This window comes from Aerococcus sp. HMSC062A02 (assembly GCF_001809535.1).
Lineage (GTDB): Bacteria > Bacillota > Bacilli > Lactobacillales > Aerococcaceae > Aerococcus.
In genome coordinates, this window is record NZ_KV797939.1 from 95,454 (window position 1) to 117,477 (window position 22,024).

The window sequence follows — 22,024 nt, forward strand, 5'->3', positions numbered from 1 at the left end:
TCCTCCTTTAGGGCCAAACCGTCAGCTGGTCCAAGCCCAAGTTGGCAGGCCAATTGAATAGTAGGTTCATATTCTGAACCGCCTGGCCACTGGCGCCCTTCATCAAATTATCGATCACTGAGAAAATAATTAAGTGACCCGTGTCCGCATCAGCCGCCAGACCAATCTGACAGCGGTTGGTCCCCCGCACTTGCTTGACTTGAGGCAAGCTCCCTAAAGGCAAGACTTGGACATAATCTGAGCCCTGGTAGGCGGCTTGGTAGTGCTGGTGGATGGCTGTCAAATCCTCAGTACCTGTCAATTTAGTATAAATAGTGGATTGGATGCCCCGGGCAATGGGGAGCAAGTGGGGCACAAATTGAACTTTGACTGCTTCTTTAGCGAAACGACCCAGTTCGGCTTCCATTTCCGGAACATGGCGGTGGGTCAAGGGCTTATAAGCCTTAAAGTTTTCCGTCATTTCCGCGTAGAGATTATCTAGGGATTCATTCCGTCCCGCCCCAGAAATGCCCGAGGCGGAAGAGATCATAATTTCTTGAGAGTCAACCAAGCCGGCTTTTAGTGCGGGATAGAGCCCCAGCAAGACAGAAGTCACAAAGCAGCCTGGATTAGCAACGAGTTGGGCTTTTTGAATCGCCTCAGGATAAATATCTGCTAAGCCATAAACAGCCTGGTCTAAGAAGTTGCCTCCTGGTGCTGTTTGCCCATAGTAGGCTTCATAAGTCGCCGGGTCTTTCAAACGAAAGTCAGCGCCCAGGTCGATAATCCGGGTCTTTTCAAGGTCAACTTCTCCCACAATAGCCTTGGCATGACCATGAGGCAGGCAGATAAAGGCGAGGTCAGAAGCTTGGAGCTTGGCCAGATCTAAGTTTTCAAAGGCTAAGCCCCCCAGCTCCACTAATTGGGGAAAGGCCTGGCCGATGACCTGCCCAGCATAGCTTCTAGACGTCACATGGAAGAGGTCAACTTGGGGGTGCTTGGCTAAGAGGCGTAAGAGCTCAAGACCCGTATAACCATTGCCTCCGATTACCGCAACCTTAATCATGGTAACCCCCTCCCTTCTCTAAGTTAGGCACAAAGAGGTGGCCGTTGGTAGCCGCCATGATGGATTTAATCGAATGCATCCGGTTCTCAGCCTGTTGGAACTGGTAGGCGGCTGGACTCTTGAAGACCTCATCCGTAACCTCTAATTCGGATACACCCTTGTCCTTAGCGAAATCGGTCTGATCATCGTGGAAGGCAGGTAAGCAGTGGAGGAAGATGCAGGTGGGCTCTGTCAGGTCCATCAAGTCTTGGTTGACCTGGTAGGCTTGAAGGTCAGCCAAGCGTTGGTCAGCCTCCGCTTCATCCCCCATTGAGATCCAAACATCAGTATAGATAACATGGGCCCCTTGGACAGCTTGCTTGATATCAGCCGTCACGTCAATCTTAGCCCCTGATACTTTGGCCCGGTCTTGGACTTCAGCTAAGATGGCAGGCTCCGGCTGGTACCCTTCTGGCGCAGCCACGGTTACATCCACCCCAAGAATAGCGCCAGCCATCAAGAGACTATTGGCCATATTATTGGCCCCATCACCACAGTAAACTAACTTAATCCCTTGGAGCGTGCCAAAGACTTCCTTGATGGTCATATAATCGGCGATCATCTGGGTAGGATGGGAGACATCGCTCAAACCATTCCAAACCGGTGCCGGTGACGCCTCAGCCAAAGCTTCCACAATTTCCTGGCTAAAGCCCCGGTACTCAATCCCATCAAAAATCCGCCCGAGAACTTGTCCCGTATCAGCAACCGATTCTTTCTTGCCGAGCTGGATATCCTTAGCTCCCAAGAATTCAACCGTCGCTCCCAAATCAGCCCCTGCTACCGTAAAAGCAGCCCGGGTCCGCGTTGAGCTTTTCTCAAACAAGAGACAAATATTCTGCCCCTCCATGTACTTATGGGGAATACCTGCTTGCTTCAGCCCCTTCAAGTGAATTGCAAAATCAATTAAATAGTTTAACTCTTCTTTTGTAAAATCTTTAATCTTTAAAAAATCTTTTCCTTGTAACATCTTGTGTCCTCCTTAAGCTTCACGCTTGCTTTCAAATAAAAAAACACCACCCCTGTCCTAGGACAGTAGAGGCGGTGTGACCACGGTACCACTCTACTGGTAGCTTTAAGTAAAACTACCCAGAAGCCCAGCCAAGCCAGTCGCTCCTTATGAAAAAAGCCCCCTATCGTCCCAGACGATAAGAGGCAGAAAAATTTCACGGTACCACTCTAATTCTTAGCTTGTCAGCTTCACTTAGTTAATGTTAACGCAATTTCTGCGGGTCCGATTACTCGCTTCACCGGCCATCTCAACAAGACGTTTCACAGTTAGCTTCTCGCAACCCTTCCACCACCAGCCGCTCGCTTAAGAGAATCCTATCTGTTACTTTTTGTTTCTAAGATTTTGATTAGTATTATTTAATCATCTTTTCATTTTATAGTCAAGGGCTTTTTTATATTTTTTTCAAAAAGAGCTATGTCAGAATGCGAATATTTAAGTCCTTATCCTTTAGAGACTAAGCTCACAAAAGAAGCCCAGCCCTTTATCTTTTATCATTTAACGATCAAATTCAATAGCGCAAGGGATGCTCAACAGCATAATGTATTTAAAAAAACAAAAAGCCAGGCCCCAATGAGCCTGGCGCTATCCCGCTAGCCAAAAGGCCAACAAGGATAGTGGATGAACAATTATTAATTAAGTGACGGGCATTTCAGACCTTATTTTTTAAGGTTGTAGAAGGCTTTAAGCCCTTGGTATTCAGCTAATTCGCCCAATTCATCTTCGATACGGAGTAATTGGTTGTATTTAGCAATACGGTCAGTACGTGATAATGAACCGGTCTTAATTTGGCCAGCGTTGAAGGCAACTGCGATGTCAGCGATTGAAGCATCTTCAGTTTCGCCTGAACGGTGGGAAACTACGTTAGTGTAGCCTGCACGTTTAGCCATTTCCATAGCGTTGAAGGTTTCGGTTAAGGTACCGATTTGGTTAACCTTAATCAAGATAGAGTTAGAGATTTCTTCTTCAATCCCACGGCTTAAGCGTTCAGTATTGGTTACGAAGAGGTCATCCCCTACTAATTGAACCTTGTCACCTAAACGTTCAGTTAAGAGTTTCCAACCTTCCCAGTCATCTTCATCCATCCCGTCTTCGATGGTAATGATTGGGTATTTGTTAACTAATTCTTCTAAGTATTCGACTTGTTCAGCAGCGCTACGAACAGCCGCACCTTCACCTTCGAAGGTTGTATAGTCATACTTGCCATCTTGGTAGAATTCAGAAGATGCACAGTCAAAACCGATGAAGACATCTTTGCCTGGTTCTAAGTGAACAGATTTGATGGCTTCGATGATTGTTTCTACAGCGTCTTCAGTACCCTTGAAGTGAGGCGCGAAACCACCTTCGTCACCAACAGAAGTTTCTAAGCCACGGCCTTTAAGAATATCTTTAAGAGCGTGGAAAACTTCAGTCCCCCAACGTAAAGCTTCCTTGAATGTAGGAGCCCCAGCAGGGATGATCATGAATTCTTGGAAAGCGATTGGAGCGTCAGAGTGAGAACCACCGTTAACGATGTTCATCATTGGGGTTGGCAGAACTTTAGCGTTGAATCCACCTAAGTAGTTGTAAAGAGGAACACCTAATTCATCAGCAGCCGCACGTGCAGCAGCTAAAGAAACAGCTAAGATAGCGTTAGCACCTAATTTAGCTTTGTTTGGTGTACCGTCTAATTGGATCATAGTGTTGTCAATCCCAATTTGGTCTTGTACATCTAAACCAAGGATGGCTTCCGCAATTGTAGTGTTTACATTTTCAACAGCTTTGGTAACGCCTTTACCGAGGTAACGGTCTTTGTCACCATCGCGAAGTTCAACAGCTTCGTATTCCCCAGTTGAAGCACCAGATGGTACCATACCGCGGCCAAAGCCACCTAATTCAGTGTAAAGTTCAACTTCGATGGTTGGGTTACCACGTGAATCTAAGATTTCGCGTGCGTAAACATCAGTAATTAATGACATGCTTTAATTGCTCCTTTTTTAAATTAAATTCATTTTACCATAAGATAATGGGCTTGCAAATTTTTAATGACAGCTAGCCAATCGTCATCTGATAGGGTCCGGTCATTGGAACACACTCCATCAAAGACGCCTTGAGCTAAAAGGTCCAAGTTCAGCCCCTCTAAAGCCTTAATGCTGTAGATAAGCTCAAGGGACTGGGCAATGGCCTCACCCGCAATCTCAAAGATCGTATCACGGATTAATTGGGCCACCCTTTCCAGGGCTTGAGCCGAGAGCTCGTCCCCTTCTGCCCCTTCGAAGAGAATTAAGACTTGACCTTGTTCTTCAGCCGTCAAATTTGAATAAATCTGCCAAATCTGCTGGGCCAACCAGACGCTCTGCATGTTCCATTCCCGACTAATCTGGGGAAGGCTTAGGCAGAGCACGGGACGAATACCGACGTCTAGGCAATTCTTAATCTTCCTAGACAAGTCGGAATCATCCTCCATGAAGGCTTGGCGGCGACTAGCGCTACCAATTAAGCAATGCGTAACGCCTGCTTGGTGAAGCTGGTAGGCTGTAGTTTCGCCTAATTCGGCATAGTCACTTTGAACCGAGCAGTTTTGGCTACCAAGCGCGCATGCCTGAAACGCGCTGGGGCAAAATTGGCTGATAACTATAGCAGGAAGGAAGTGGATATGCTGGACGCTTTCCGACTGGCCAAGGACCCGGTCGACTCCAGCGATAGCTTGGTCAAGCTGGCGGGCGGAAGTTGCGGCTTGGCAAATCCTTCCTAATATAAGCTCAGGCAAGGTTTACTTGTCGTCTAAAGCGGCAACAGCTGGAAGTTCAGCGCCTTCCAAGAATTTCATGGATGCGCCCCCACCAGTTGAGATGTGTGAGAATTTATCGCCGAAGCCAGATTTTTGGGCTGCTGAAGCAGAGTCCCCACCACCTACGATAGTTGTTGCGCCGTCAAGATGGGCAATGGCTTCGCAGACAGCGTTTGTCCCTTTAGCGAAGGCAGGCATTTCAAATACGCCCATTGGTCCATTCCATACCACTGTTTTCGCATCTTTAAGCACTTCTTTGAAGGCTTCAATGGTCTTAGGTCCACAGTCTAAGCCTTCCCAGCCTGCAGGAATTTCATCCGCAGCAACTTCCTTAGTATTGGCATCATTAGAGAAGTCATCTGCAATGGTTACGTCAACTGGTAATACCAAACGGTCGCCAGCGCGTTCCATTAAGTCTTTAGCTAGGTCAACCTTATCTTCTTCTAAGAGGGAATTCCCAACTTCATAGCCTTTTGCCTTGAGGAAGGTGTAGGCCATACCGCCACCGATCAATACCTTATCAGCTTTGTCAAGTAAGGTTTCGATGACTTGGATCTTATCAGAAACCTTAGCCCCACCGAGGATAGCTACGAATGGGCGTTTAGGATTTTCAACAGCGTCGCCTAAGAATTTTAATTCTTTTTCCATTAAGAAGCCGGCAACAGCGGTATCAATGTTAGAAGAAATCCCAACATTAGATGCGTGAGCCCGGTGAGCAGTACCGAAAGCGTCATTGACGAAAACATCGCCTAAGGAAGCCCAGTACTTGCCTAATTCAGGATCATTTCCGCTTTCCTTCTTACCATCAATGTCTTCGAAACGGGTGTTTTCAAAGAGAAGAACTTCGCCTTCTCCTAAGTTATTGATGGCGTCTTCTAAGTCTTTACCACGCGTTTCAGGAACAAAAGTCACTTTTTGACCGAGTAATTCTTCCAAGTGTTCAGCTACTGGACGTAGGGTCTTAGAAGCCTTGTCTTCTTCGGTCTTAACCTTGCCTAAGTGAGAGAAGAGGATTAATTTCCCTTGGTGGTCTAAGACATATTTAATTGTAGGAAGAGCTTGGACCATCCGGTTATCATCGGTAATGGTTGATCCATCCATTGGCACGTTGAAGTCCACGCGCATTAATACTTTTTTCCCTTTTACATCGATATCTTCAATTGTTTTTTTAGCCATGCTAAACCCCTTTTCTATCCTTGTCTACTTACTTTTAAAAAAACGGGAAGCGCGAAGCTCCCCGCTAGTTTAAAGATTTCTCTTATAGGTTAGCAAAGTGTTCTAAAGTAGAGATCATGTTGCTGGTGAAACCATATTCGTTATCATACCAAGCAACAGTCTTCACTAATTGGCCACCATCTGCATCCATGATCTTAGTTTGGGTTGCATCGAATACAGAACCGTATGGGTAACCAATGATGTCTGATGAAACAATTTCATCTTCAGTGTAGTCGAAGGCAGTGCTTGAAGCAGCTTTCATTGCAGCGTTGACTTCTTCAGCAGTAACTTCTTTTTCAAGAACTGAGTAAAGTTCAACTTCTGAACCAGTGATTACAGGAACACGTTGAGCAGTCCCGTCGATCTTACCATCTAATTCAGGGATTACTTTACCAACAGCTTTAGCTGCACCAGTTGAAGCTGGGATGATGTTGTCAGCGCCAGCACGGTTCTTACGGCCACCTGGAGCATCTTGAGTTTTTTGAGTTGCAGTGTAAGCGTGGATTGTTGACATTAATGCACGTTTCACACCGAATTCTTTGTTTAATACATTAACCATTGGAGCTAAGCAGTTAGTTGTACATGAAGCTGCTGATACAATGTTGTCGTCTGCAGTTAAGATATCGTGGTTAACACCATAAACGATAGTCTTAAGGTCGCCTTTAGCAGGAGCTGAAATTAAAACTTTCTTAGCACCAGCATCGATGTGAGCTTGTGCTTTATCAACTGATGTGTAGAAACCAGTACATTCAAGTACGAAGTCAATTCCTAAGTCACCCCAAGGTAATTTAGAAGCATCTGCTTCTTCATAGGATTTGATTTCTTTACCATCAACAATTAAGGCATCTTCTTTAGCTTCAACACTGTAAGGGAAACGTCCTTGAGCAGTATCATATTTTAGAAGATAAGCTAAGTCTTCGTTGTCAGTTAAGTCGTTGATTGCAACTACTTCTAAATCTGAACCTTTTTCTAAAATACGACGTAAAGCTAAACGACCAATACGGCCAAAACCGTTAATTGCTAATTTCTTTGCCATAATGTAAATTCCTCCTTGTAAGAACTACAACAGTTATACAACAATTTTATATCAATAGAGCTTGGCTCCATTTAATACCATATGACTTGCCCCTTCATCCGTAATTAAAACTAATTGTTGGGGGGCGATTTTGGCGAAGGCAGTAATCACATCTGCTTTGACTTCGCCACCGGCCACGAGAATGGGCCACTTAATTTGGTGGATATCTTCAATTTGAATCCCGATCCGTGGTACCCGGTAAACAATCTTACCTTCTTTATCAAAGAAGCAACCAAAAGCTTCACCGATGGCTGCCTTGGACTTAATAAAGTCACAAGCCTTGGCATCCAAGTCGCGTCGCTTAGCCATGATATCCGCATTCCCTACACTAAAGATTAAGACATTAGCTTCCTTTAAGCGTTGCAGGGTTTTGTTAATCTGTGGCTCTTTGAGCAACATTTGATAAGTTGCTGTGTTCAAACTTTCAGGAGCGTAGAGTGAAATACTCTGGCCACCCAAGAGTTGAGCCAGTCTTTCGCTGATGGTGTTGGGCTGGTTAGCCGCTTCATCTCCCATACCTCCACGCGCCGAAACGACGGTAAAGGCCCGGCCATCTGTTAAGAGACGGTTGGAGAGATGAGGCACCACAGCTTGGACGGTCGATCCACCTGTCACAGCAATCACTTGCTGGCCCTTGTCCAGATGGTCAGCCAAGTAAGTTGACAAGGCTTGGGCCATCTTAGCTTCCGTCCCATCATCCAAGCCTAGAACCCCATTAACAATCAGGGCCGACTGGATACCTAGAAGGTCAGCTAATTCTCTTTCAAGGACTTGGATATCGGTTTCGAGTCTAAATAAACGGTGGGCAAGCGTAATCGCTTCCTCCCCTTTATCTGTCAGGACCATGCCCGAGGCCGATTTCTCTAAAAGCCCCTGCCTGTCCAAGACATCCGTCTCAGCTCGCACCCGTCTCTCCGTGAGATCCAAGCGCAAGGCCATGGTCTTACGACCCATGGGCCCCTCAGCTAAGAGCAAACTCAGCATCCGAATCCGCAAGCGGTAAGTTGTGTGTAGCTCTGGAACCACATCTTCAATTAAACTTAAAGATAGATCCATAAGCTCCCTCATTTCTTTGGACAGATATCGTCCAGGTAGACAATTTCTGACCAAGTGTCTGTAAAAAAATTTGCGATCAATTTCTTTACACCGTTAGTATAGCAAGCTTCCGTCCAAAGTGCAAGTTATCAGCTTAAAAACTTTGGCAAAAATTTGTAAAAAGTATGTAAATCCACGCTAAATATGGGGCAAAAAAATAAAATAGCTTGGACATAATTAGTCCAAGCTATCAAATTTATATTTTGCTTTGGATGACTTGGGCCTTTTCCTGGGCAAGTAAGCAGAGCTCTTGAGCCTTGAAGATATGTTCTTGAGTCATGGCTTCTTCAGTCCCGTTTAGGCAGTCTAGAATCATTTGGCCAAAGAAAGGGAAACCAATCTCGCCGGTCACTTGGCGGTGTTCAACACCCTCTTCTGTCACCAGGTAAACATGGTCCAGGCTGTCTTCGCGCCCTACATCTAAGTACTTGCGCAATTCAATGGTGCCCTTGGTCCCGGTGATAAAGGTCCGGCCGTCGCCCCAAGTCGGCAAGCCATCTGGTGTGAACCAGTCCACCTTGAAGAAGAAGGTCGCGCCGTTATCCCCGACTAGGGTCGCGTCGCCATAGTCTTCTAATTCAGGCACATCTGGATTGTCGTAGTTAGCCACTTTAGAAGCGATCACTTCCGCATCCTCATTACCGGTATAATAGAGGAATTGCTCAATTTGGTGGGAGCCGATATCGGCTAAGATACCGCCGTATTCTTCTTTATTGAAGAACCAGTCCGGACGTTTTTCCTTGTCCAAACGATGAGGGCCAAAGCCCGTTACTTGGATGACCTTGCCGATCCGTCCTTCTTCAATCAGTTGGCCCGCTAGGACAGCGGCTTCGACGTGCAAACGTTCAGAGAAGTAAACAAAGTAGCGACGCCCTGTTTCCTTCTGTACGCGGCGAGTTTCTGCCAATTGGTCTAGGCTCGTAAAACCAGTCTTATCAGTGAAGTAATCCTTACCAGCCTTCATGACACGGTTACCCAAGGCACTTCTCAGATTAGGCACAGCTGCTGCAGCTACCATCTTGATCTCTGGATCCTCTAGAATTTGTTCTAAGGAATCAGCCACTTCCACATCCGGGAAGGTCTCCCGATATTCAGCGACCTTCTCAGGGTCCGGATCGTAAACGTATTTAATCGTGGCCCCTGCTTCGATTAAGCCATTGGTCATCCCATTGATATGGCCGTGGTCAAGAGCCGTCACTCCAACCTGGAATTCGCCAGCTTCAACCACATGATTAACCTTTCCTTTTGGTGCATAATTCATCCCATCATTTGCGCCCAAAGTTATTCCTCCTTCATCATTCTTTCATTGCGTCTGTTAGATCTTAGAACAAGTCTTTGAAGCCTAACTCATAAAGAGCATCCCGTGAATCGGCCAAGCAGTCGAAAGGATCGCGACCGTAAAGCATGTCTTGTTCAACTAAGAGGTAAGAAATATTTAATTCTACCGCCTTGTCGATAATCGCCTTGTAGTCCATAGAGCCTTGGCCAATTTCCGCAAATTCGACAATATTGGTGAAGTAGTTATAGAAGGTTTCTACATCTTCAGCTTCGAGAGCTTCAAAAGCTTCGTCCGGAATCTCACCGATTCGGTAGTCTTTAATATGGACAAGGTCGGTCCGGTCCGCGTATTGTTCTAAGATTGAAATCGGACTAGCCCCACCCCGTTGGACCCAGTGCAAGTCGAATTCGAAGTCGAGGTCTGGACACTCTTCGGCAATGATATCCAAGAGGAACTTGCCTTCATAGCGGCGGAATTCCACATGGTGGTTGTGGTAGAAAAGACGGATGCCTTCTTCTTTTAACTGCTTAGCATACTTATTCGCTTCCCGGCAGAATTCCAAGGCAGTTTCCTTATTCTTCATATTCTTAAAGGGCAGCATGCCTATCCGGAGCAAGTCCACATCTAAGGTCTTGCAGTCCTTAACAATCTTATCGAATTTAGTATCCAAGGCATCGTTCCCGCCTGGTACCCCTTCATCGATCACGTTACAAGATAAGGAAGCAATTTCCATCCCGAAATCTTCCTTAGCTCGTTTGATTTCTTGGACATTCTCTTCTGTCATCGGAATTTGAGAAATTTCAACCGCTGAATAGCCGAGTTCTGAAACTTTTTTCAGGGTTTCATAGGCTCCTAATTCCTCAAACTTGTCCTTTAACATCATTGCTTGAACGCCAATTTTACTCATTTAAATATCCCCCTTATAGATGGTTTGCTTGGTCTTCGATGATGCTTTCATAGCATCGATCATTTCCATAGTGGTTAAGGCATCGGACAGTTGGCAATAGTTGTCTGTGCCGTCAATAATGGCCTGGTAGAAGTTTTCGATGCAGCGCTGGTGGCTAGGTCCGTAGTAGATCTTAGTCCCTGGCAAGCTTTCGTTTTCAGCCAGGCAATTCATTTGGTCATCGAAGAGCTTGTCGTCTTTAATGGTATAGCGGGTCTTTTGGGTCACAACTTGTAATTCAATCGAATCGTTGCCGTAATAGGCATTGGTCGCCGCAAAGAAGCCGTGGCTACCATCGCTTAGTTTGTAATTAGCCATTGCTGAATCTTCCACTTCGATATCATATTCCATTAGATTACCCAGCATGCCTCGACAAGCTAGCCAGTCCGTATCGGTCACATAATGCATGAGGTCCAGGGTATGGATGGACTGGTTGATAATGGTCCCAGCCCCTGCTTCAGCTTCCCGTCCCCGCCAAGGCTTCATGATGTAATAGTCTTCTGGCCGGTACCAGGCGACAATCCCTTTAACCGCAATCACTGGCGAGGTATCATCTTCTGTTAGAATACGCTTGAGTTCTTGAACTGTCGCATTTAAGCGATTTTGAAAGCAGATAGCTAACTTCGCATTATTGTCTAAGCTCTCCTGGGCTGCCAGTAGTTCGCGTGTCCGCTCGGCGTCAATTGTTACCGGTTTCTCAAGGAAGACATGAACCCCTGCCTTTAAACATTTGAGCGCTGCCTCATCGTGGAGGTAGTGGGGCAAGCAGATGTGGACCACATCCAAATCTTCCTGGTCAAGCATCTTATCTAGGTCGGTATAGAAACGAGCCCCTTCCGCTTGAGTTTTTAGGCTTTCGTCGAGGTCACAGACAGCTGTTAACTCAGCTGCCTGGGCATTCTCGATCGCTCTCAAGTGGACCACGGACACCGTTCCTAATCCGACAACTCCAACCTTAAGCATGTCTAGCTTCCTTTCTTATTGGCGTTGTTCGAATTTACCTTCTTCAGCGATATGTTCGTTCAACATGCCAAGGAATTTTTCATCATCGAAGTTCTTAATCGACACTTCTTCGCCTGTCCAGCCTGACATTTGGATAGCATTGGCCAGACGCACGCCATTGATTCCTTCTGCCCCTGGTGCAATTAAGTCCTTACCGTGTAAGATATGTTGGGCAAAGTTTTCCATAACGCCTGAGTGTTGGGCACCCCAGACATTGTCTTCTTCAATGGTATCAACGGCTTCAAAGAGGTCGCCGAAGACATCTTCCCCAGCCATCATGCTCTTCACCTTAGCGGCGTCGAATTCCTTGTTAATTTCTTGTTCAGTTTCCTTCAAGCGGTAAACCGTTGCTTTTTGGGAGTCATCAACGACAATTTTACCCTTGTCGAAGTAAAGTTCTAAGCGATCTGAGCCCGCGATTTCATTGGTAGAAGTCACAAAGACCCCTGTTGCCCCATTAGCATAGCGGAGCATGGCATGGACTTGGTCTTCAACGACAATTTCGCGTTGGTAACCTTCTTGAACCATGGCATAAACTGATTCAGGGACACCAGCAATCCATTGAATCAAGTCTAATTGGTGAGGGGCTTGGTTCACTAAGACGCCGCCGCCTTCACCGCCCCAAGTTGCCCGCCAGTCGCTTTGGTTATAGTAAGCTTGTGGCCGCCACCAAGTGGTAATGATCCAGTTCGAACGACGAAGGTTTCCTAAATCACCAGAGTCAACAATCGCTTTAATCTTTTGGTAGAGCGGATTATTCCGTTGGTTGAACATAATCGCATAAGTCGCATCTGCGGTCTTAGCGTATTCATTTAATTCCTTCACTTGTTTGGTGTAAACCCCAGCAGGCTTTTCGTTCAAGACGTGAACGCCCTTGCTCAAGGCATAAATAGCCATTTCAGGGTGGAGGTAGTGAGGCACTGTGGTCACAATTGCTTCCACCTTGCCGGAATCGATTAATTCTTTGTAGTCAGAATAAGTTTCTACTTGTGGGTAGAGTTCTTTAGCTAATTTAGTACGTTCCTCATCAATATCACAAACAGCGACTAAATCAATGCTAGGCACCATGCCTTCATCAATAAAGCGTCCGTATGCTGAACCCTGTGTCCCAAAACCAATAATAGCGAATTTTAATTTGTCTGCCATAATAACATCTCCTTCATTTATCTTCTATAATATATTTTTCGACTTAGCGGTTAGCCTTGCGGAATTGGCTGGGGGTCATGCCCACACTCTGCTTAAAATAACGCGAAAAATGGGCATTGCTCTCAAAACCATTCGCCAAGGCAATCTCCTGGATGGATAAATCATCGCTCATCATCAGATGATAGCGAGCCTGTAAGAGGCGGTACTTCATGAGGAAATTGATCACCGTCATCCCGGTCACCTCACGGAACAAGTGAGAGACATAGGACTTACTCAGGTTGACACCGCTTGCAATTTTATCCAAGTCTAACTTCTCTTGGTAGTGCTGGGTCAAATAGTAGGCAATCTCCTGGACCCTGAGCAAGGGCTCTTCTTGGCGGGCACTCACTTCCACAATCGACTGGTGGTCCATCCGGTCCAAGGTCATCAAGAGGTCCACAATCTGTAGCTTGACCTGCTGCTCATGGAAGGCATAGGAGGAATCCAGCTGGGTGAGTTCCGCCAGAGCTCGCATCTTCTCAGCCACAATTTCCTTGTCCGAAGACTTGGTCATCCGGTAGAGACTCCCCTGGCCCTCCTTGAAGAGCTCCAGGAGCTGGCTAGCGTCTAAGCTGGCCAAGAGGGGCTGGATCGACTCCCGGGTGAAATGCACCACATGGCGTCGGTAGACCTCCCCCTCATCTTTGACAAAAGCCTTGTGGAGGCGCATGCCATCAATCAGTAAAATATCCCCTGGCTCCAGCTCATAAAACTGGCTGCCAATCTGAAAATAGCAGCAACCAGCAATAAACTGGTAGATCTCCAGCTGGCGGTGGGTGTGGAATTCTAACCACTCATCGCCGCCCTGCAGGTCATAGCCCGCATAAATTTCTTCATCCATTCTGCCACCTGCCTCGTACATTCTTATTATACTAGAGAAAGCGCTTTTAATCATTAGATAAGTCTGTTTAAAAGCGCTTGTTTTTTGACTGAGAGTGCTATTTGTGATGATTTGAGCATGATTATTTGTAAAAAAAAGACTGGAAAAACTCCAGTCTATAGCTAGTCTCACTTGTTAAGTTGTGCAAGAAAATCTCAGTTCGCACAGCTTGACTCAAGCGACTATTTTTGTAATTCTGAATTGGAGGTCATAATATGGTCGATGATCCCATATTCCTTGGCTTCTTCAGCAGACATCCAATTATCACGGTCGGTATCCTTTTCAACCACTTCAATGTCTTGACCAGTTGCTTCGGAAATAATCCGGTTCAAGTTCTTCTTGGTCTTCAAGATATGACGGGCAGTGATTTCAATCTCAGTGGCTTGTCCTTGGACCCCGCCTAAAGGTTGGTGGATCAAGATTTCAGAGTTAGGTAAGGCATAACGCTTGCCCTTCTCACCAGCCATGGCAATCACAGAACCCATAGAAGCCGCAAGACCAGTCACAATAGTTACCACATCTGCATTCACAAAGTTCATGGTATCATAGATGGCAAGGCCAGCTGTGACAGAACCACCTGGTGAGTTGACATAGATGTAGATATCCTTTTCAGGATCTTGGGCATCCAGGAAGAGCAATTGGGCGATAATTGAGTTCGCCATATTGTCATCTACTCCCCCAGACATCATAATAATACGGTCCTTTAATAGGCGAGAATAAATATCATAAGCACGTTCACCACGCGAAGATTGTTCGATTACTGTAGGAATTAAATTCATAAATTAAAACTACCTCCCTATACATTGTTTAATTCTATCATACACGGTTGGTCAACAATGGTCAAGCAAAAAGTCCTAAAAAAGATTTGCATTTTCCAAGGAAAAATTGTATAATAATTTTGTTGTTAATTTTTGCGCCCATAGTGTAATGGATATCACGTAAGATTCCGGTTCTTGAGATGGGGGTTCGATTCCCTCTGGGCGTATAAATGAGCTTTAAACCTTCGAATTAAAGCCTAAAATTGTTGAATCTATCTATCCCCACTGCTAAATGAGTAAGTTGGCACCTAGTAAATTAGGTGCTTTTTATTTTGCCTTCTAGATGACAACGGTCATAATGGTCCCTCTCATCATGATCTAAAGCTACATAAATATTGAAATCATCTTTCTCAAGGGGCATGTCAGTTAGTAGCTTCCAAGCTTCGTTAGACCGTTCGCCAAGCAATTCATCCAACTGCCACTTTTCTAATAGAAATAAGCCATCATTGCTTTCTGTTAGCTTTCTAATAAGCTTATGAACATCACTTTCAATAGCTAGTAGATCTAAGTCCTCAACCTGTTCAAATGAATCTAAAATATTAGTTATTGAAGTAATCAGAATTGGGCAGCTTCCTATGTAGATAATGCTCAGCTATTTCATCTTCGTCAAGTCTGGGAACTCATCATCAAATAGCTGTTTCTCCTTTGCCGTTAACTTGTGGGGATAATCAGACCAGAAATTATAAATTTTCTTTCGGTCAAAACTGAATAGAATTGGACCTAACATCATTGGAATTATCATTCACTATAGAAACTTTATCATTCATAATCTATTTCCCTATGTCTTTAAACATGTCTCCGACTTAAAAAATAATTGCGAGCAAAATTATCTTTTACCCCTTGGGGACGAGGCGCGCGAACAACCTGGGCCCCGCTAGCATAGGCAATCACCTGGTGGCCGAGACAAATCCCTAAGATAGGCAGTTTGCCCTGGGCTAGCTGGAAGAGGTCAGGTGAAACTGTCGCATCTTCAGGACGTTTGGGACCAGGGGAAATGATAAGGCCCTCATAAGCCGTCAGATCAAGCTCAGCTCTCCTCTCTTCCAAGTCAGCGGCAGATAAGATCTCCAAGTCAGCGTCCAATTCCCTAAAGTAGGCGGCTAAATTGTAAACAAAGGAATCGTAATTGTCAATCATCAAAAACATGATGTCTCTCATTTCTATTGATTGGCGATGGATGGCTGCGACTAGGAAATAATTGTAAGAAACTACCCCTAATCAAACTATAAAAAGACGCTCAGCCTTGGTCAGAGATAACAGGTCATCCTATCTGTGATTAAGCTGAGCGTCCTTTTCCCATCGCTTTTAATTTTTAATTATTATAGCATGCTAGGCGTATGGTAACCATTTCCTTTATATTTATCTATTATTGGTCCCATTATGAAATTCTCTAGTCTTTTTCCTTCATCATTTCCACGAAAAGTGTTAAAATAAACATGTGAAATAATTAACATATGTCAAGGAGGAGTTCATATGAATCGAGTATTTGCGAGCCCATCACGTTATGTTCAAGGGAAAGGTGCCTTGAAAACAGGAATTGACTACATCAAAGCCTTAACTAAACGCCCTCTCCTGCTCTGTGATGACACCGTTTGGGAAATTGTCGGGGAATCGTTCCATAACTTCCTCAATAACCAAGGCTTAGAAGTGGAGCATGTGCCCTTCAACGGTGAAGCCTCAGTCAACGAAATTGACCGTGTCTCAGAAATCGCCACAGAAAAAGCCTGCGACGCCGTGATTGGCTTAGGTGGAGGGAAAACCATCGATTCAGCCAAGGCAATCGGCGATAATGCTAAAATTGCTGTTATCGTTGTGCCTACCCTAGCTTCTAGCGATGCGCCAACTTCTGCTCTTTCAGTTATCTACAGTGATGAGGGGGTCTTTGAAGGCTACCGCTTCTATGACAAAAACCCTGACCTCGTCTTAGTAGACAGCAGCGTTGTCGTCCAAGCTCCCGCTCGCCTCTTTGCGGCCGGAATCGGCGATGCTATGGCGACCTGTGTGGAAGGTTTATCTGTTATCAAAGCCCAAGGTAAAACCATGGCAGGCGGAAAAGCTAGCTTAGCGGGCCAGGCCATCGCCGAAAAATGCCAGGAAACCCTCTTTGAATACGGCGAGCTTGCCCTATCTGCTGTTAAAGAACAGCGCGTTACCCTAGCTGTGGAAGCCGTCATTGAAGCTAATACTTTACTCAGTGGCTTAGGCTTTGAAAGTTGCGGATTAGCAGCTGCTCACGCTATCCATAATGGCTTTACCGCCCTCAGCGGGGACATCCACCACATGCAACACGGTGAAAAAGTCGTCTATGGCACCCTCACCCAACTCTTCCTTGAACAAGCTGACAAGGCCATCATCGACCGCTTCATCCACTTCTACCAAGCAGTCGGTCTTCCGACCACACTTGCCGAACTCAAACTTGACCAAACATCCTATGAAGACCTAGTTAAAGTCGGTGAACTCGCCCTCCAAGACGGCGAAACCATCCACGAAATGGTCGGGGATTTCACACCAGAAGATATCGCGGATGCCCTCATCGCAGTCGACGCCTATGTTAAAAGCTTAGAATAAATGCTAAAAATATCAGCCTCTTACTTGCCGGTAAGAGGCTTTTTGATTTGAAAATAATTCTTTAGCACAAAAAAGACTGGTCCCAAAAAGACCAGTCTTCAACTTCTCTAATATCAATCAGGATCAATATGCGCCATAATGGTATCCAGGACATCCTGGTGCAAGTCCTCCACCAAATGATCGACCACGCGTCCATTGCGGTTGTCATAATCGAGGCAGCGGATTTGAACCGTATCGATAATTCCCTGGACCGCATTTTTCTCGGTTTTTAGCTTCAGGTCCATGGGATACTTAGCATCCCGCTCGGTGATCGGCATGGCCCAGACGAAGCCGGCACTCTCCGTCATCATTTCATTGCTGACAATTAGAACCGGACGTGTCTTGCCTTTTTCATGGCCTCTGGCGGGATCGAGGTCAATTACCGCAATATCGAATTGTTTTACCATTCTTCACCTGCAGTTTCTCCGTAATCGATCAGGCCTTCCTCATAAGTCCCCCCAGCCTGGTAAAAGGCGCGAATTTTTTCTTTGAGGGGGCTTTTTTTCTTGGTCACTAAAATCGATTCCTTCTCAATGGTTAGATTAACCTGGTCGCCCACTTCTAAATCTGACAGGTCTAAGGCCCGCTGACTCAAAGGAATCGCTTGACGGTCCCCCTTCCGAATCACTTGCGAAGAAAATTGCTTCACCATGATCAGCCTCCTCCTTCATTCTTTCAGGCAATGCTATCATAACACAGGCTAGACTGCGTGTCATATGCGCCCTGGGTCACTTAACGAGTCTTGCCGTGGTAGAGGAAGTATTGGAAGGCGTCCTTGTCATCGAAGCTAAAAGGCTCATCAGCCACTAAGCCCTTGTAGTCATAGAAGCTAACATCGCAATCGCTATCCGTGTGGAGGATAAAGTCATCCACCCCGTAATCGCGGAAGGCCTCCAAACCTGCCCGCCAGAGCTTGCCACCAATCCCTTTGCCCCGGGACCGAGCGCTCAAGATAAACAATTGGAGAACGCCTTGGTAGGCCTCTTGGTGGCCGCGGTCCAGGCAAGCATTAGCTTCACGCTCACGGTCAAGCACCTGGAGAACGGTCTTATCCTGAATCTCTAATTCTTCTAGATAGGCCTCCCAATCAAGCGGAGCTTGAAGCTTGTCCGCCCCTTGGACATCCCCGATAAAGATCCCCAGGCTCTCACCATCAAAGTCCGCCACCAAGGCAAAAGTTCCCATCTCCAAACGCATCTTAGCATCAATATCAGCCAAGCGAGCGGCTAAAGCAGGGTCTTCTGTCGTCACATCAGGATACCAGGTTTCTTGGATCATGGCCTTAACCGCATCAAAATCTGACGCTTGGTAAGGTCTTATTTCTAATGGCATCACTTTTCCTCCTTTATTTATTATGGCTTAAAGATAAACCCTAGTCTAACAGAGGCTATGCTGAAAAACAATTCCTTTGCTTTCTTTAATTGGGGTATCTATCAAATAAGCAAGCTGTTCAATTTGCATCACTACTGGTCCTAGATGTTTGAAGCAGATAAATCAATCTGCTTCTTCCCATAAAAAGAATTTTTTCTATATGTTCCCTAGCTTGAATTTAAATGTGACAAGCTTGTCGCGTTTAGGGAGAGAAAAGCTAGAACATGGAAAGCTTCTCTCTTACTTTCCATGTTCTAGAAAAGCTAGTAGATGGAAATCGCCTACTACTAAGTACTAACTAACAAAATACTAATTACTAAGTTTACAAATAACGAATTGACAAAATGAATTAAAATAAATTAAAGGCGCGCGTGCGCGTAAGGGAATTACCTTACAAACTAAATTTAAATCTACAAGCAGAAACTCCGCTATTTTTCTAAAAGCTTGTTAGGTCAAGCTTCAGGATGCTTTTCAAAACTTATCAGCCCCTCCCATGCTCACTTTCGACGCAAATTTGCTCAATAATAACGAATGCAAAAAGAGCTGGGACAGGTTATAGTGGACCTAAGACTTGTTCATCACTGCTAGCTCCCTCGTCGACAAAAAATCCAAAAAAATTCCGATTTTGTGTAAGAATTGCCCCTTAGCTGGTGTATTCATAGTGAAAGGAGGACAGGCCATGTTAAATGATTTTTGGACTATCCAACAGATTAAGCACCGCAGGGAAAGCGGCATCCGCGCTGTGATTGACCAGTACGGCGGGCTTTTGATGGCGATCATTAAGCGCCACGCCCAGGGTTATGAGGCCTACCACGAAGAATGTTTTAACGACACCCTCTTAGCGATTTGGGACCATATTGCTGCCTATGACGCCAAGAAGTCATCCTTCAAGAACTGGATTGGCGTCATCGCCCGCTACAAGGCCTTGAATCTGGTCCGTGATAACCGGCGCATTGCCCAGCAGGAGACCTATGACGACCACTATGAATCTGGGGACAGGCAAATTCTCGACCAGTTGATCCTTAGAGAAGACCTCGAGCATTTAATTTCGTCCCTGTCTGAGGAGGACCAAGCCATCTTCCTCGCCCTCTTCTACGAGGGGCAGGACGTCAAGGAAGTGGCCCAGGCCCACCAGCTGAGCCCCAATGCCCTCTACCAGCGTATCCACCGCGGCCGCGAAAAATTAAAAGGAGAGAGAAAGCATGAACAAGACTAAGATCTACCAACTGCTCAACCAGACCAAGATGAACTTATCGGACTATCCCGACGAACAATTGTCCACCCAGCAAAAAGACCGCCTCTACGCTCAATTCCAGGCTTCTGTCGTCCAAGAAAAGACCAAATCCTATCGACGCCCCCTAATCCTAGGCCTAGTGCTTGCCATCGCCTTACTGACCCTCACCCCCTGGGGCCAGCAAGCCTCCGCTTCTGTCAAGTCGCTGATCGATACCACCCATTTTACCCTCTCTGCCAGCGCCGGAGGCATGGATGAAAAGACCTTCCCAGTCGGACAGACCATCCAAATGGGCGACCACCAAGTCAAGCTCGCAGATGCCCTTCTGGATGAGAACTCCGTGACCGCTTCCTTCCTGGTCGAATCGCCGGAAGCCTTATCTCCCCAAGATTTCTATGACTTTGTCGGCATGGCTATCGCCGTTAATGGAAAAACGACCCGGATCAATTCAGCAGCTGGGTCAGCGCGCTTGTTGGATAACGGCATCTACCAAACGACCATGACCTATAGCTTCGATGAACCGGTCGAGCTTCAGACCAATAACCAGATCTACCTACAGATTTCTGGCTTGATGAAGAATGCTAAGGAAGTCATTTCCATGAACGACGCCGCCTTTGACCTCAGCGGACGCCCCGAAGACTTAAACGGGGGCAGCCGGTATATTAACCCCAATAAGGGCGCCCCAGCTAAGCAAGACGCTGTCAACATCCAAGCCGTCAAACTCCACCCCTTAAAAACCCAAATCCAAGCTCAAATCCCTGAAGCAGACGCTAAAGACGCCATGATCGAAGCCGACCTTATCCTCCCCGATGGCCGCCGCTTGACCCTGACAGGCGCTTCTGAAATGAAAGCCTCAGCCACACCCGGCCTAGTCGACTTCCAAGCAGCCAACTTTGACTTCTCAGGCGATGCCAGAAGCAAAGAGACCTACCAAGACCTAATCAAGCAAGACGCCATCCAAGTGGAACTCTTTAAGATCCCCCTACCTGAAGAAAGCGGTCGAATAGCAAGGGACCAGCGGACCTCCTTGGGTGAACCAGTGACGGTTGAGTTGGATGGGGGAAGACAGTAAAGTGATTAAAAAGTCGCAGCATTCTTAACAGATTACTTGTAAAAGGCCTAGCCTCATAGCCTCCTATCAAGATTTCAGATAATCGCTATGAGGCTTTTTATTGTGGATAGGGTCCTTCAAATAAATTATTGACATCTAAAATAAGAAATAGTCTGGAGCCAGCAAAATTTACACAAAATTTACATCTTTTTTACAAAAAAAAACAATCCTCAGGTATGATGTTAACTGATCATATTTAAAGATTATTTTGGAGGTTATATTTTATGAAAAAATGGCTTAAATCTGCTGGGGTTCTGTTAACTTCAGCTCTTATGTTAACTGCTTGTTCAGGTGGCGGCGGTGAAAGTTCAAGTGCTTCCTCTTCGAATGAGGGGGCTGCTGAAGCTGATTCTAAACTCGTTATCTACTCCAACTCCTTGAGTGATGGCCGTAGCGACTGGTTGAAAGAGAAAGCAAGCGAAGAAGGTATGGAGCTTGAATTCGTTGATGCAGGAGGCGGTGATATCTATAACCGGCTCTTGGCTGAGAAGAATGCCCCACAAGCAGACGTCACTTTTGGGATGGATGAAGGCTACTTCAAGAAGTTAGACGAAGAGGGCATCCTCCACAATTACACAGCAGACTGGGTAGCTGATATTCCTGAAGAAATGCTTCAAAACAAGGAAGCCTATGCCCCATTGGTTGAGCAACGGATCTTTATGATCGCTAATCCAGACCATATCGATGAAGCAGACCTGCCTAAGTCTTGGGAAGAACCTGCTAAAGACGAGGCCCTTAAGGAAAAATACCGGGTACCTGCTGGCGTTGGCGGTGGTACCGACCAAAAGGCAACCATGAGCGTCCTCTTCAATTACCGTGATGAAAACGGTGAACTCGGCATCTCTGAAGAAGGTTGGAATACCCTTCAACAATGGTTCGACAACGGCTATATGCCTTCTGAGTCAGAAGAAGCCCTCCAACTATTCGCTGATGGGACCACGCCAATCTCTTACTACTATTCGTCAGGTATTCCAGCAGCTGAAGAAGAATACGGCTTCAAAGCTCAACCAATTAATAGTGAAGGCGGTGTCTTCTCCATGTCCGAACAAATCGGTATTGTAAACAAAGGCGACGACCACAACTACGAGACTGCTGAGAAATTTGTCAACTGGTTTGGTTCAGCTGACATCCAACGGGAATGGGCCAAGGAATTTGGGACCTGGCCTGTGAACCCTAAGGCCCAAGACGGTGCCTCTGACCGTATGAAAGAATTAATGGAACAAACCACAGCTAAGCGTGTCGATTGGGACTTCATCAACGAAAACATCGACGCCTGGATTGAAAAAGTCGAATTAGACATCTTACCATGACATAATGCCACAGGGGAAAGCCATTTTTCCCCTGTC

At 46.0% G+C, this 22,024-nt stretch carries 21 protein-coding genes and 1 tRNA gene; 5 read left to right on the top strand and 17 right to left on the bottom strand.

What is annotated here, in order from left to right; genetic code table 11:
* Positions 1-7 precede the first annotated feature (7 nt).
* The 13 genes from argC to clpP all read right to left on the bottom strand — a co-directional run bounded on the left by argC (position 8) and on the right by clpP (position 14,316).
* Complete coding sequence (gene argC, locus HMPREF2626_RS07740) at positions 8-1,045, bottom strand: N-acetyl-gamma-glutamyl-phosphate reductase (RefSeq protein ID WP_070619710.1); 1,038 nt, start codon at positions 1,043-1,045, stop codon at positions 8-10.
* Positions 1,038-2,051: an ornithine carbamoyltransferase gene (gene argF / locus HMPREF2626_RS07745; protein WP_070619713.1), complete on the bottom strand. Its 1,014-nt coding sequence runs from the start codon at positions 2,049-2,051 to the stop codon at positions 1,038-1,040. The genes argC and argF overlap by 8 nt, the downstream gene beginning before the upstream one ends.
* A gap of 698 nt (positions 2,052-2,749) precedes the next feature.
* Positions 2,750-4,048, bottom strand: coding sequence for a phosphopyruvate hydratase (gene eno, locus HMPREF2626_RS07750; protein ID WP_070619716.1), 1,299 nt, complete (start codon positions 4,046-4,048; stop codon positions 2,750-2,752).
* 29 nt (positions 4,049-4,077) lie between these two features.
* On the bottom strand, positions 4,078-4,839 hold the full coding sequence (locus tag HMPREF2626_RS07755; RefSeq protein ID WP_070619719.1) for a triose-phosphate isomerase: 762 nt from the start codon (positions 4,837-4,839) through the stop codon (positions 4,078-4,080).
* Between the two features lie 3 nt (positions 4,840-4,842).
* Positions 4,843-6,036 carry a phosphoglycerate kinase gene (pgk, locus tag HMPREF2626_RS07760; RefSeq protein ID WP_070619722.1) on the bottom strand — a complete coding sequence of 398 codons (1,194 nt, stop codon included), beginning with the start codon at positions 6,034-6,036 and terminating at the stop codon, positions 4,843-4,845.
* Positions 6,037-6,118: 82 nt separating this feature from the next.
* Complete coding sequence (gene gap, locus HMPREF2626_RS07765) at positions 6,119-7,111, bottom strand: type I glyceraldehyde-3-phosphate dehydrogenase (protein WP_067976407.1); 993 nt, start codon at positions 7,109-7,111, stop codon at positions 6,119-6,121.
* A gap of 51 nt (positions 7,112-7,162) precedes the next feature.
* Complete coding sequence (locus HMPREF2626_RS07770) at positions 7,163-8,206, bottom strand: sugar-binding transcriptional regulator (protein ID WP_070619725.1); 1,044 nt, start codon at positions 8,204-8,206, stop codon at positions 7,163-7,165.
* Between the two features lie 235 nt (positions 8,207-8,441).
* Positions 8,442-9,524, bottom strand: a complete 1,083-nt coding sequence (locus tag HMPREF2626_RS07775; RefSeq protein ID WP_210382810.1) for a Gfo/Idh/MocA family protein — start codon at positions 9,522-9,524, stop codon at positions 8,442-8,444.
* 43 nt (positions 9,525-9,567) lie between these two features.
* Positions 9,568-10,431 (bottom strand): sugar phosphate isomerase/epimerase family protein, encoded by an 864-nt coding sequence (locus tag HMPREF2626_RS07780; RefSeq protein WP_070619728.1) that lies wholly within the window; start codon positions 10,429-10,431, stop codon positions 9,568-9,570.
* Entirely contained in the window at positions 10,432-11,433 is a 1,002-nt protein-coding gene (locus HMPREF2626_RS07785; protein ID WP_070619731.1) for a Gfo/Idh/MocA family protein, read from the bottom strand.
* Positions 11,434-11,448: 15 nt separating this feature from the next.
* On the bottom strand, positions 11,449-12,618 hold the full coding sequence (locus tag HMPREF2626_RS07790) for a Gfo/Idh/MocA family protein (protein ID WP_070619734.1): 1,170 nt from the start codon (positions 12,616-12,618) through the stop codon (positions 11,449-11,451).
* 43 nt (positions 12,619-12,661) lie between these two features.
* Positions 12,662-13,498: a helix-turn-helix transcriptional regulator gene (locus tag HMPREF2626_RS07795; RefSeq protein ID WP_070619736.1), complete on the bottom strand. Its 837-nt coding sequence runs from the start codon at positions 13,496-13,498 to the stop codon at positions 12,662-12,664.
* A 221-nt stretch (positions 13,499-13,719) separates the two neighbouring features.
* Positions 13,720-14,316, bottom strand: a complete 597-nt coding sequence (clpP, locus tag HMPREF2626_RS07800; protein WP_067976413.1) for an ATP-dependent Clp endopeptidase proteolytic subunit ClpP — start codon at positions 14,314-14,316, stop codon at positions 13,720-13,722.
* 134 nt (positions 14,317-14,450) lie between these two features.
* Between clpP and HMPREF2626_RS07805 the strand changes: the two genes are divergently transcribed.
* Positions 14,451-14,522, top strand: a tRNA-Arg gene (locus HMPREF2626_RS07805).
* 619 nt (positions 14,523-15,141) lie between these two features.
* Here HMPREF2626_RS07805 and HMPREF2626_RS07810 read toward each other — a convergent pair.
* On the bottom strand, positions 15,142-15,501 hold the full coding sequence (locus tag HMPREF2626_RS07810; protein WP_070619739.1) for a glutamine amidotransferase-related protein: 360 nt from the start codon (positions 15,499-15,501) through the stop codon (positions 15,142-15,144).
* 327 nt (positions 15,502-15,828) lie between these two features.
* On the opposite strand from HMPREF2626_RS07810, the gene HMPREF2626_RS07815 reads away from it, so the two are divergent.
* Entirely contained in the window at positions 15,829-16,923 is a 1,095-nt protein-coding gene (locus HMPREF2626_RS07815) for a glycerol dehydrogenase (RefSeq protein WP_070619742.1), read from the top strand.
* A 113-nt stretch (positions 16,924-17,036) separates the two neighbouring features.
* Here the strand turns inward: HMPREF2626_RS07815 and HMPREF2626_RS07820 are convergent, their stop codons facing one another.
* The 3 genes from HMPREF2626_RS07820 to HMPREF2626_RS07830 form a co-directional block, all read right to left on the bottom strand.
* Positions 17,037-17,369, bottom strand: a complete 333-nt coding sequence (locus HMPREF2626_RS07820) for a type II toxin-antitoxin system PemK/MazF family toxin (RefSeq protein WP_070619745.1) — start codon at positions 17,367-17,369, stop codon at positions 17,037-17,039.
* Positions 17,363-17,614, bottom strand: a complete 252-nt coding sequence (locus tag HMPREF2626_RS07825) for a hypothetical protein (RefSeq protein ID WP_070619748.1) — start codon at positions 17,612-17,614, stop codon at positions 17,363-17,365. Before HMPREF2626_RS07825 ends, HMPREF2626_RS07820 begins: the two co-directional genes overlap by 7 nt.
* A gap of 80 nt (positions 17,615-17,694) precedes the next feature.
* A complete protein-coding gene (locus HMPREF2626_RS07830; RefSeq protein ID WP_070619751.1) occupies positions 17,695-18,294 on the bottom strand; it encodes a GNAT family N-acetyltransferase in 600 nt (199 codons plus the stop codon).
* A 718-nt stretch (positions 18,295-19,012) separates the two neighbouring features.
* On the opposite strand from HMPREF2626_RS07830, the gene HMPREF2626_RS07835 reads away from it, so the two are divergent.
* From HMPREF2626_RS07835 to HMPREF2626_RS07845, 3 genes are all read left to right on the top strand, one after another.
* On the top strand, positions 19,013-19,549 hold the full coding sequence (locus tag HMPREF2626_RS07835; protein WP_070619754.1) for a sigma-70 family RNA polymerase sigma factor: 537 nt from the start codon (positions 19,013-19,015) through the stop codon (positions 19,547-19,549).
* Positions 19,536-20,639: a hypothetical protein gene (locus tag HMPREF2626_RS07840; protein ID WP_070619757.1), complete on the top strand. Its 1,104-nt coding sequence runs from the start codon at positions 19,536-19,538 to the stop codon at positions 20,637-20,639. The genes HMPREF2626_RS07835 and HMPREF2626_RS07840 overlap by 14 nt, the downstream gene beginning before the upstream one ends.
* Positions 20,640-20,902: 263 nt before the next feature.
* Entirely contained in the window at positions 20,903-21,988 is a 1,086-nt protein-coding gene (locus HMPREF2626_RS07845) for an extracellular solute-binding protein (protein WP_070619761.1), read from the top strand.
* Positions 21,989-22,024 lie beyond the last annotated feature (36 nt).

Excerpts from the sequence above, each read along its gene's own strand:
- argC (WP_070619710.1), bottom strand. The coding sequence starts at position 1,045 with ATGATTAAGGTTGCGGTAATCGGAGGCAATGGTTATACGGGTCTTGAG.
- argF (WP_070619713.1), bottom strand. The coding sequence starts at position 2,051 with ATGTTACAAGGAAAAGATTTTTTAAAGATTAAAGATTTTACAAAAGAA.
- eno (WP_070619716.1), bottom strand. The coding sequence starts at position 4,048 with ATGTCATTAATTACTGATGTTTACGCACGCGAAATCTTAGATTCACGT.
- pgk (WP_070619722.1), bottom strand. The coding sequence starts at position 6,036 with ATGGCTAAAAAAACAATTGAAGATATCGATGTAAAAGGGAAAAAAGTA.
- gap (WP_067976407.1), bottom strand. The coding sequence starts at position 7,111 with ATGGCAAAGAAATTAGCAATTAACGGTTTTGGCCGTATTGGTCGTTTA.
- HMPREF2626_RS07770 (WP_070619725.1), bottom strand. The coding sequence starts at position 8,206 with ATGGATCTATCTTTAAGTTTAATTGAAGATGTGGTTCCAGAGCTACAC.
- HMPREF2626_RS07780 (WP_070619728.1), bottom strand. The coding sequence starts at position 10,431 with ATGAGTAAAATTGGCGTTCAAGCAATGATGTTAAAGGACAAGTTTGAG.
- HMPREF2626_RS07785 (WP_070619731.1), bottom strand. The coding sequence starts at position 11,433 with ATGCTTAAGGTTGGAGTTGTCGGATTAGGAACGGTGTCCGTGGTCCAC.
- HMPREF2626_RS07790 (WP_070619734.1), bottom strand. The coding sequence starts at position 12,618 with ATGGCAGACAAATTAAAATTCGCTATTATTGGTTTTGGGACACAGGGT.
- HMPREF2626_RS07795 (WP_070619736.1), bottom strand. The coding sequence starts at position 13,498 with ATGGATGAAGAAATTTATGCGGGCTATGACCTGCAGGGCGGCGATGAG.
- clpP (WP_067976413.1), bottom strand. The coding sequence starts at position 14,316 with ATGAATTTAATTCCTACAGTAATCGAACAATCTTCGCGTGGTGAACGT.
- HMPREF2626_RS07810 (WP_070619739.1), bottom strand. The coding sequence starts at position 15,501 with ATGTTTTTGATGATTGACAATTACGATTCCTTTGTTTACAATTTAGCC.
- HMPREF2626_RS07815 (WP_070619742.1), top strand. The coding sequence starts at position 15,829 with ATGAATCGAGTATTTGCGAGCCCATCACGTTATGTTCAAGGGAAAGGT.
- HMPREF2626_RS07820 (WP_070619745.1), bottom strand. The coding sequence starts at position 17,369 with ATGGTAAAACAATTCGATATTGCGGTAATTGACCTCGATCCCGCCAGA.
- HMPREF2626_RS07825 (WP_070619748.1), bottom strand. The coding sequence starts at position 17,614 with ATGGTGAAGCAATTTTCTTCGCAAGTGATTCGGAAGGGGGACCGTCAA.
- HMPREF2626_RS07830 (WP_070619751.1), bottom strand. The coding sequence starts at position 18,294 with ATGCCATTAGAAATAAGACCTTACCAAGCGTCAGATTTTGATGCGGTT.
- HMPREF2626_RS07835 (WP_070619754.1), top strand. The coding sequence starts at position 19,013 with ATGTTAAATGATTTTTGGACTATCCAACAGATTAAGCACCGCAGGGAA.
- HMPREF2626_RS07840 (WP_070619757.1), top strand. The coding sequence starts at position 19,536 with ATGAACAAGACTAAGATCTACCAACTGCTCAACCAGACCAAGATGAAC.
- HMPREF2626_RS07845 (WP_070619761.1), top strand. The coding sequence starts at position 20,903 with ATGAAAAAATGGCTTAAATCTGCTGGGGTTCTGTTAACTTCAGCTCTT.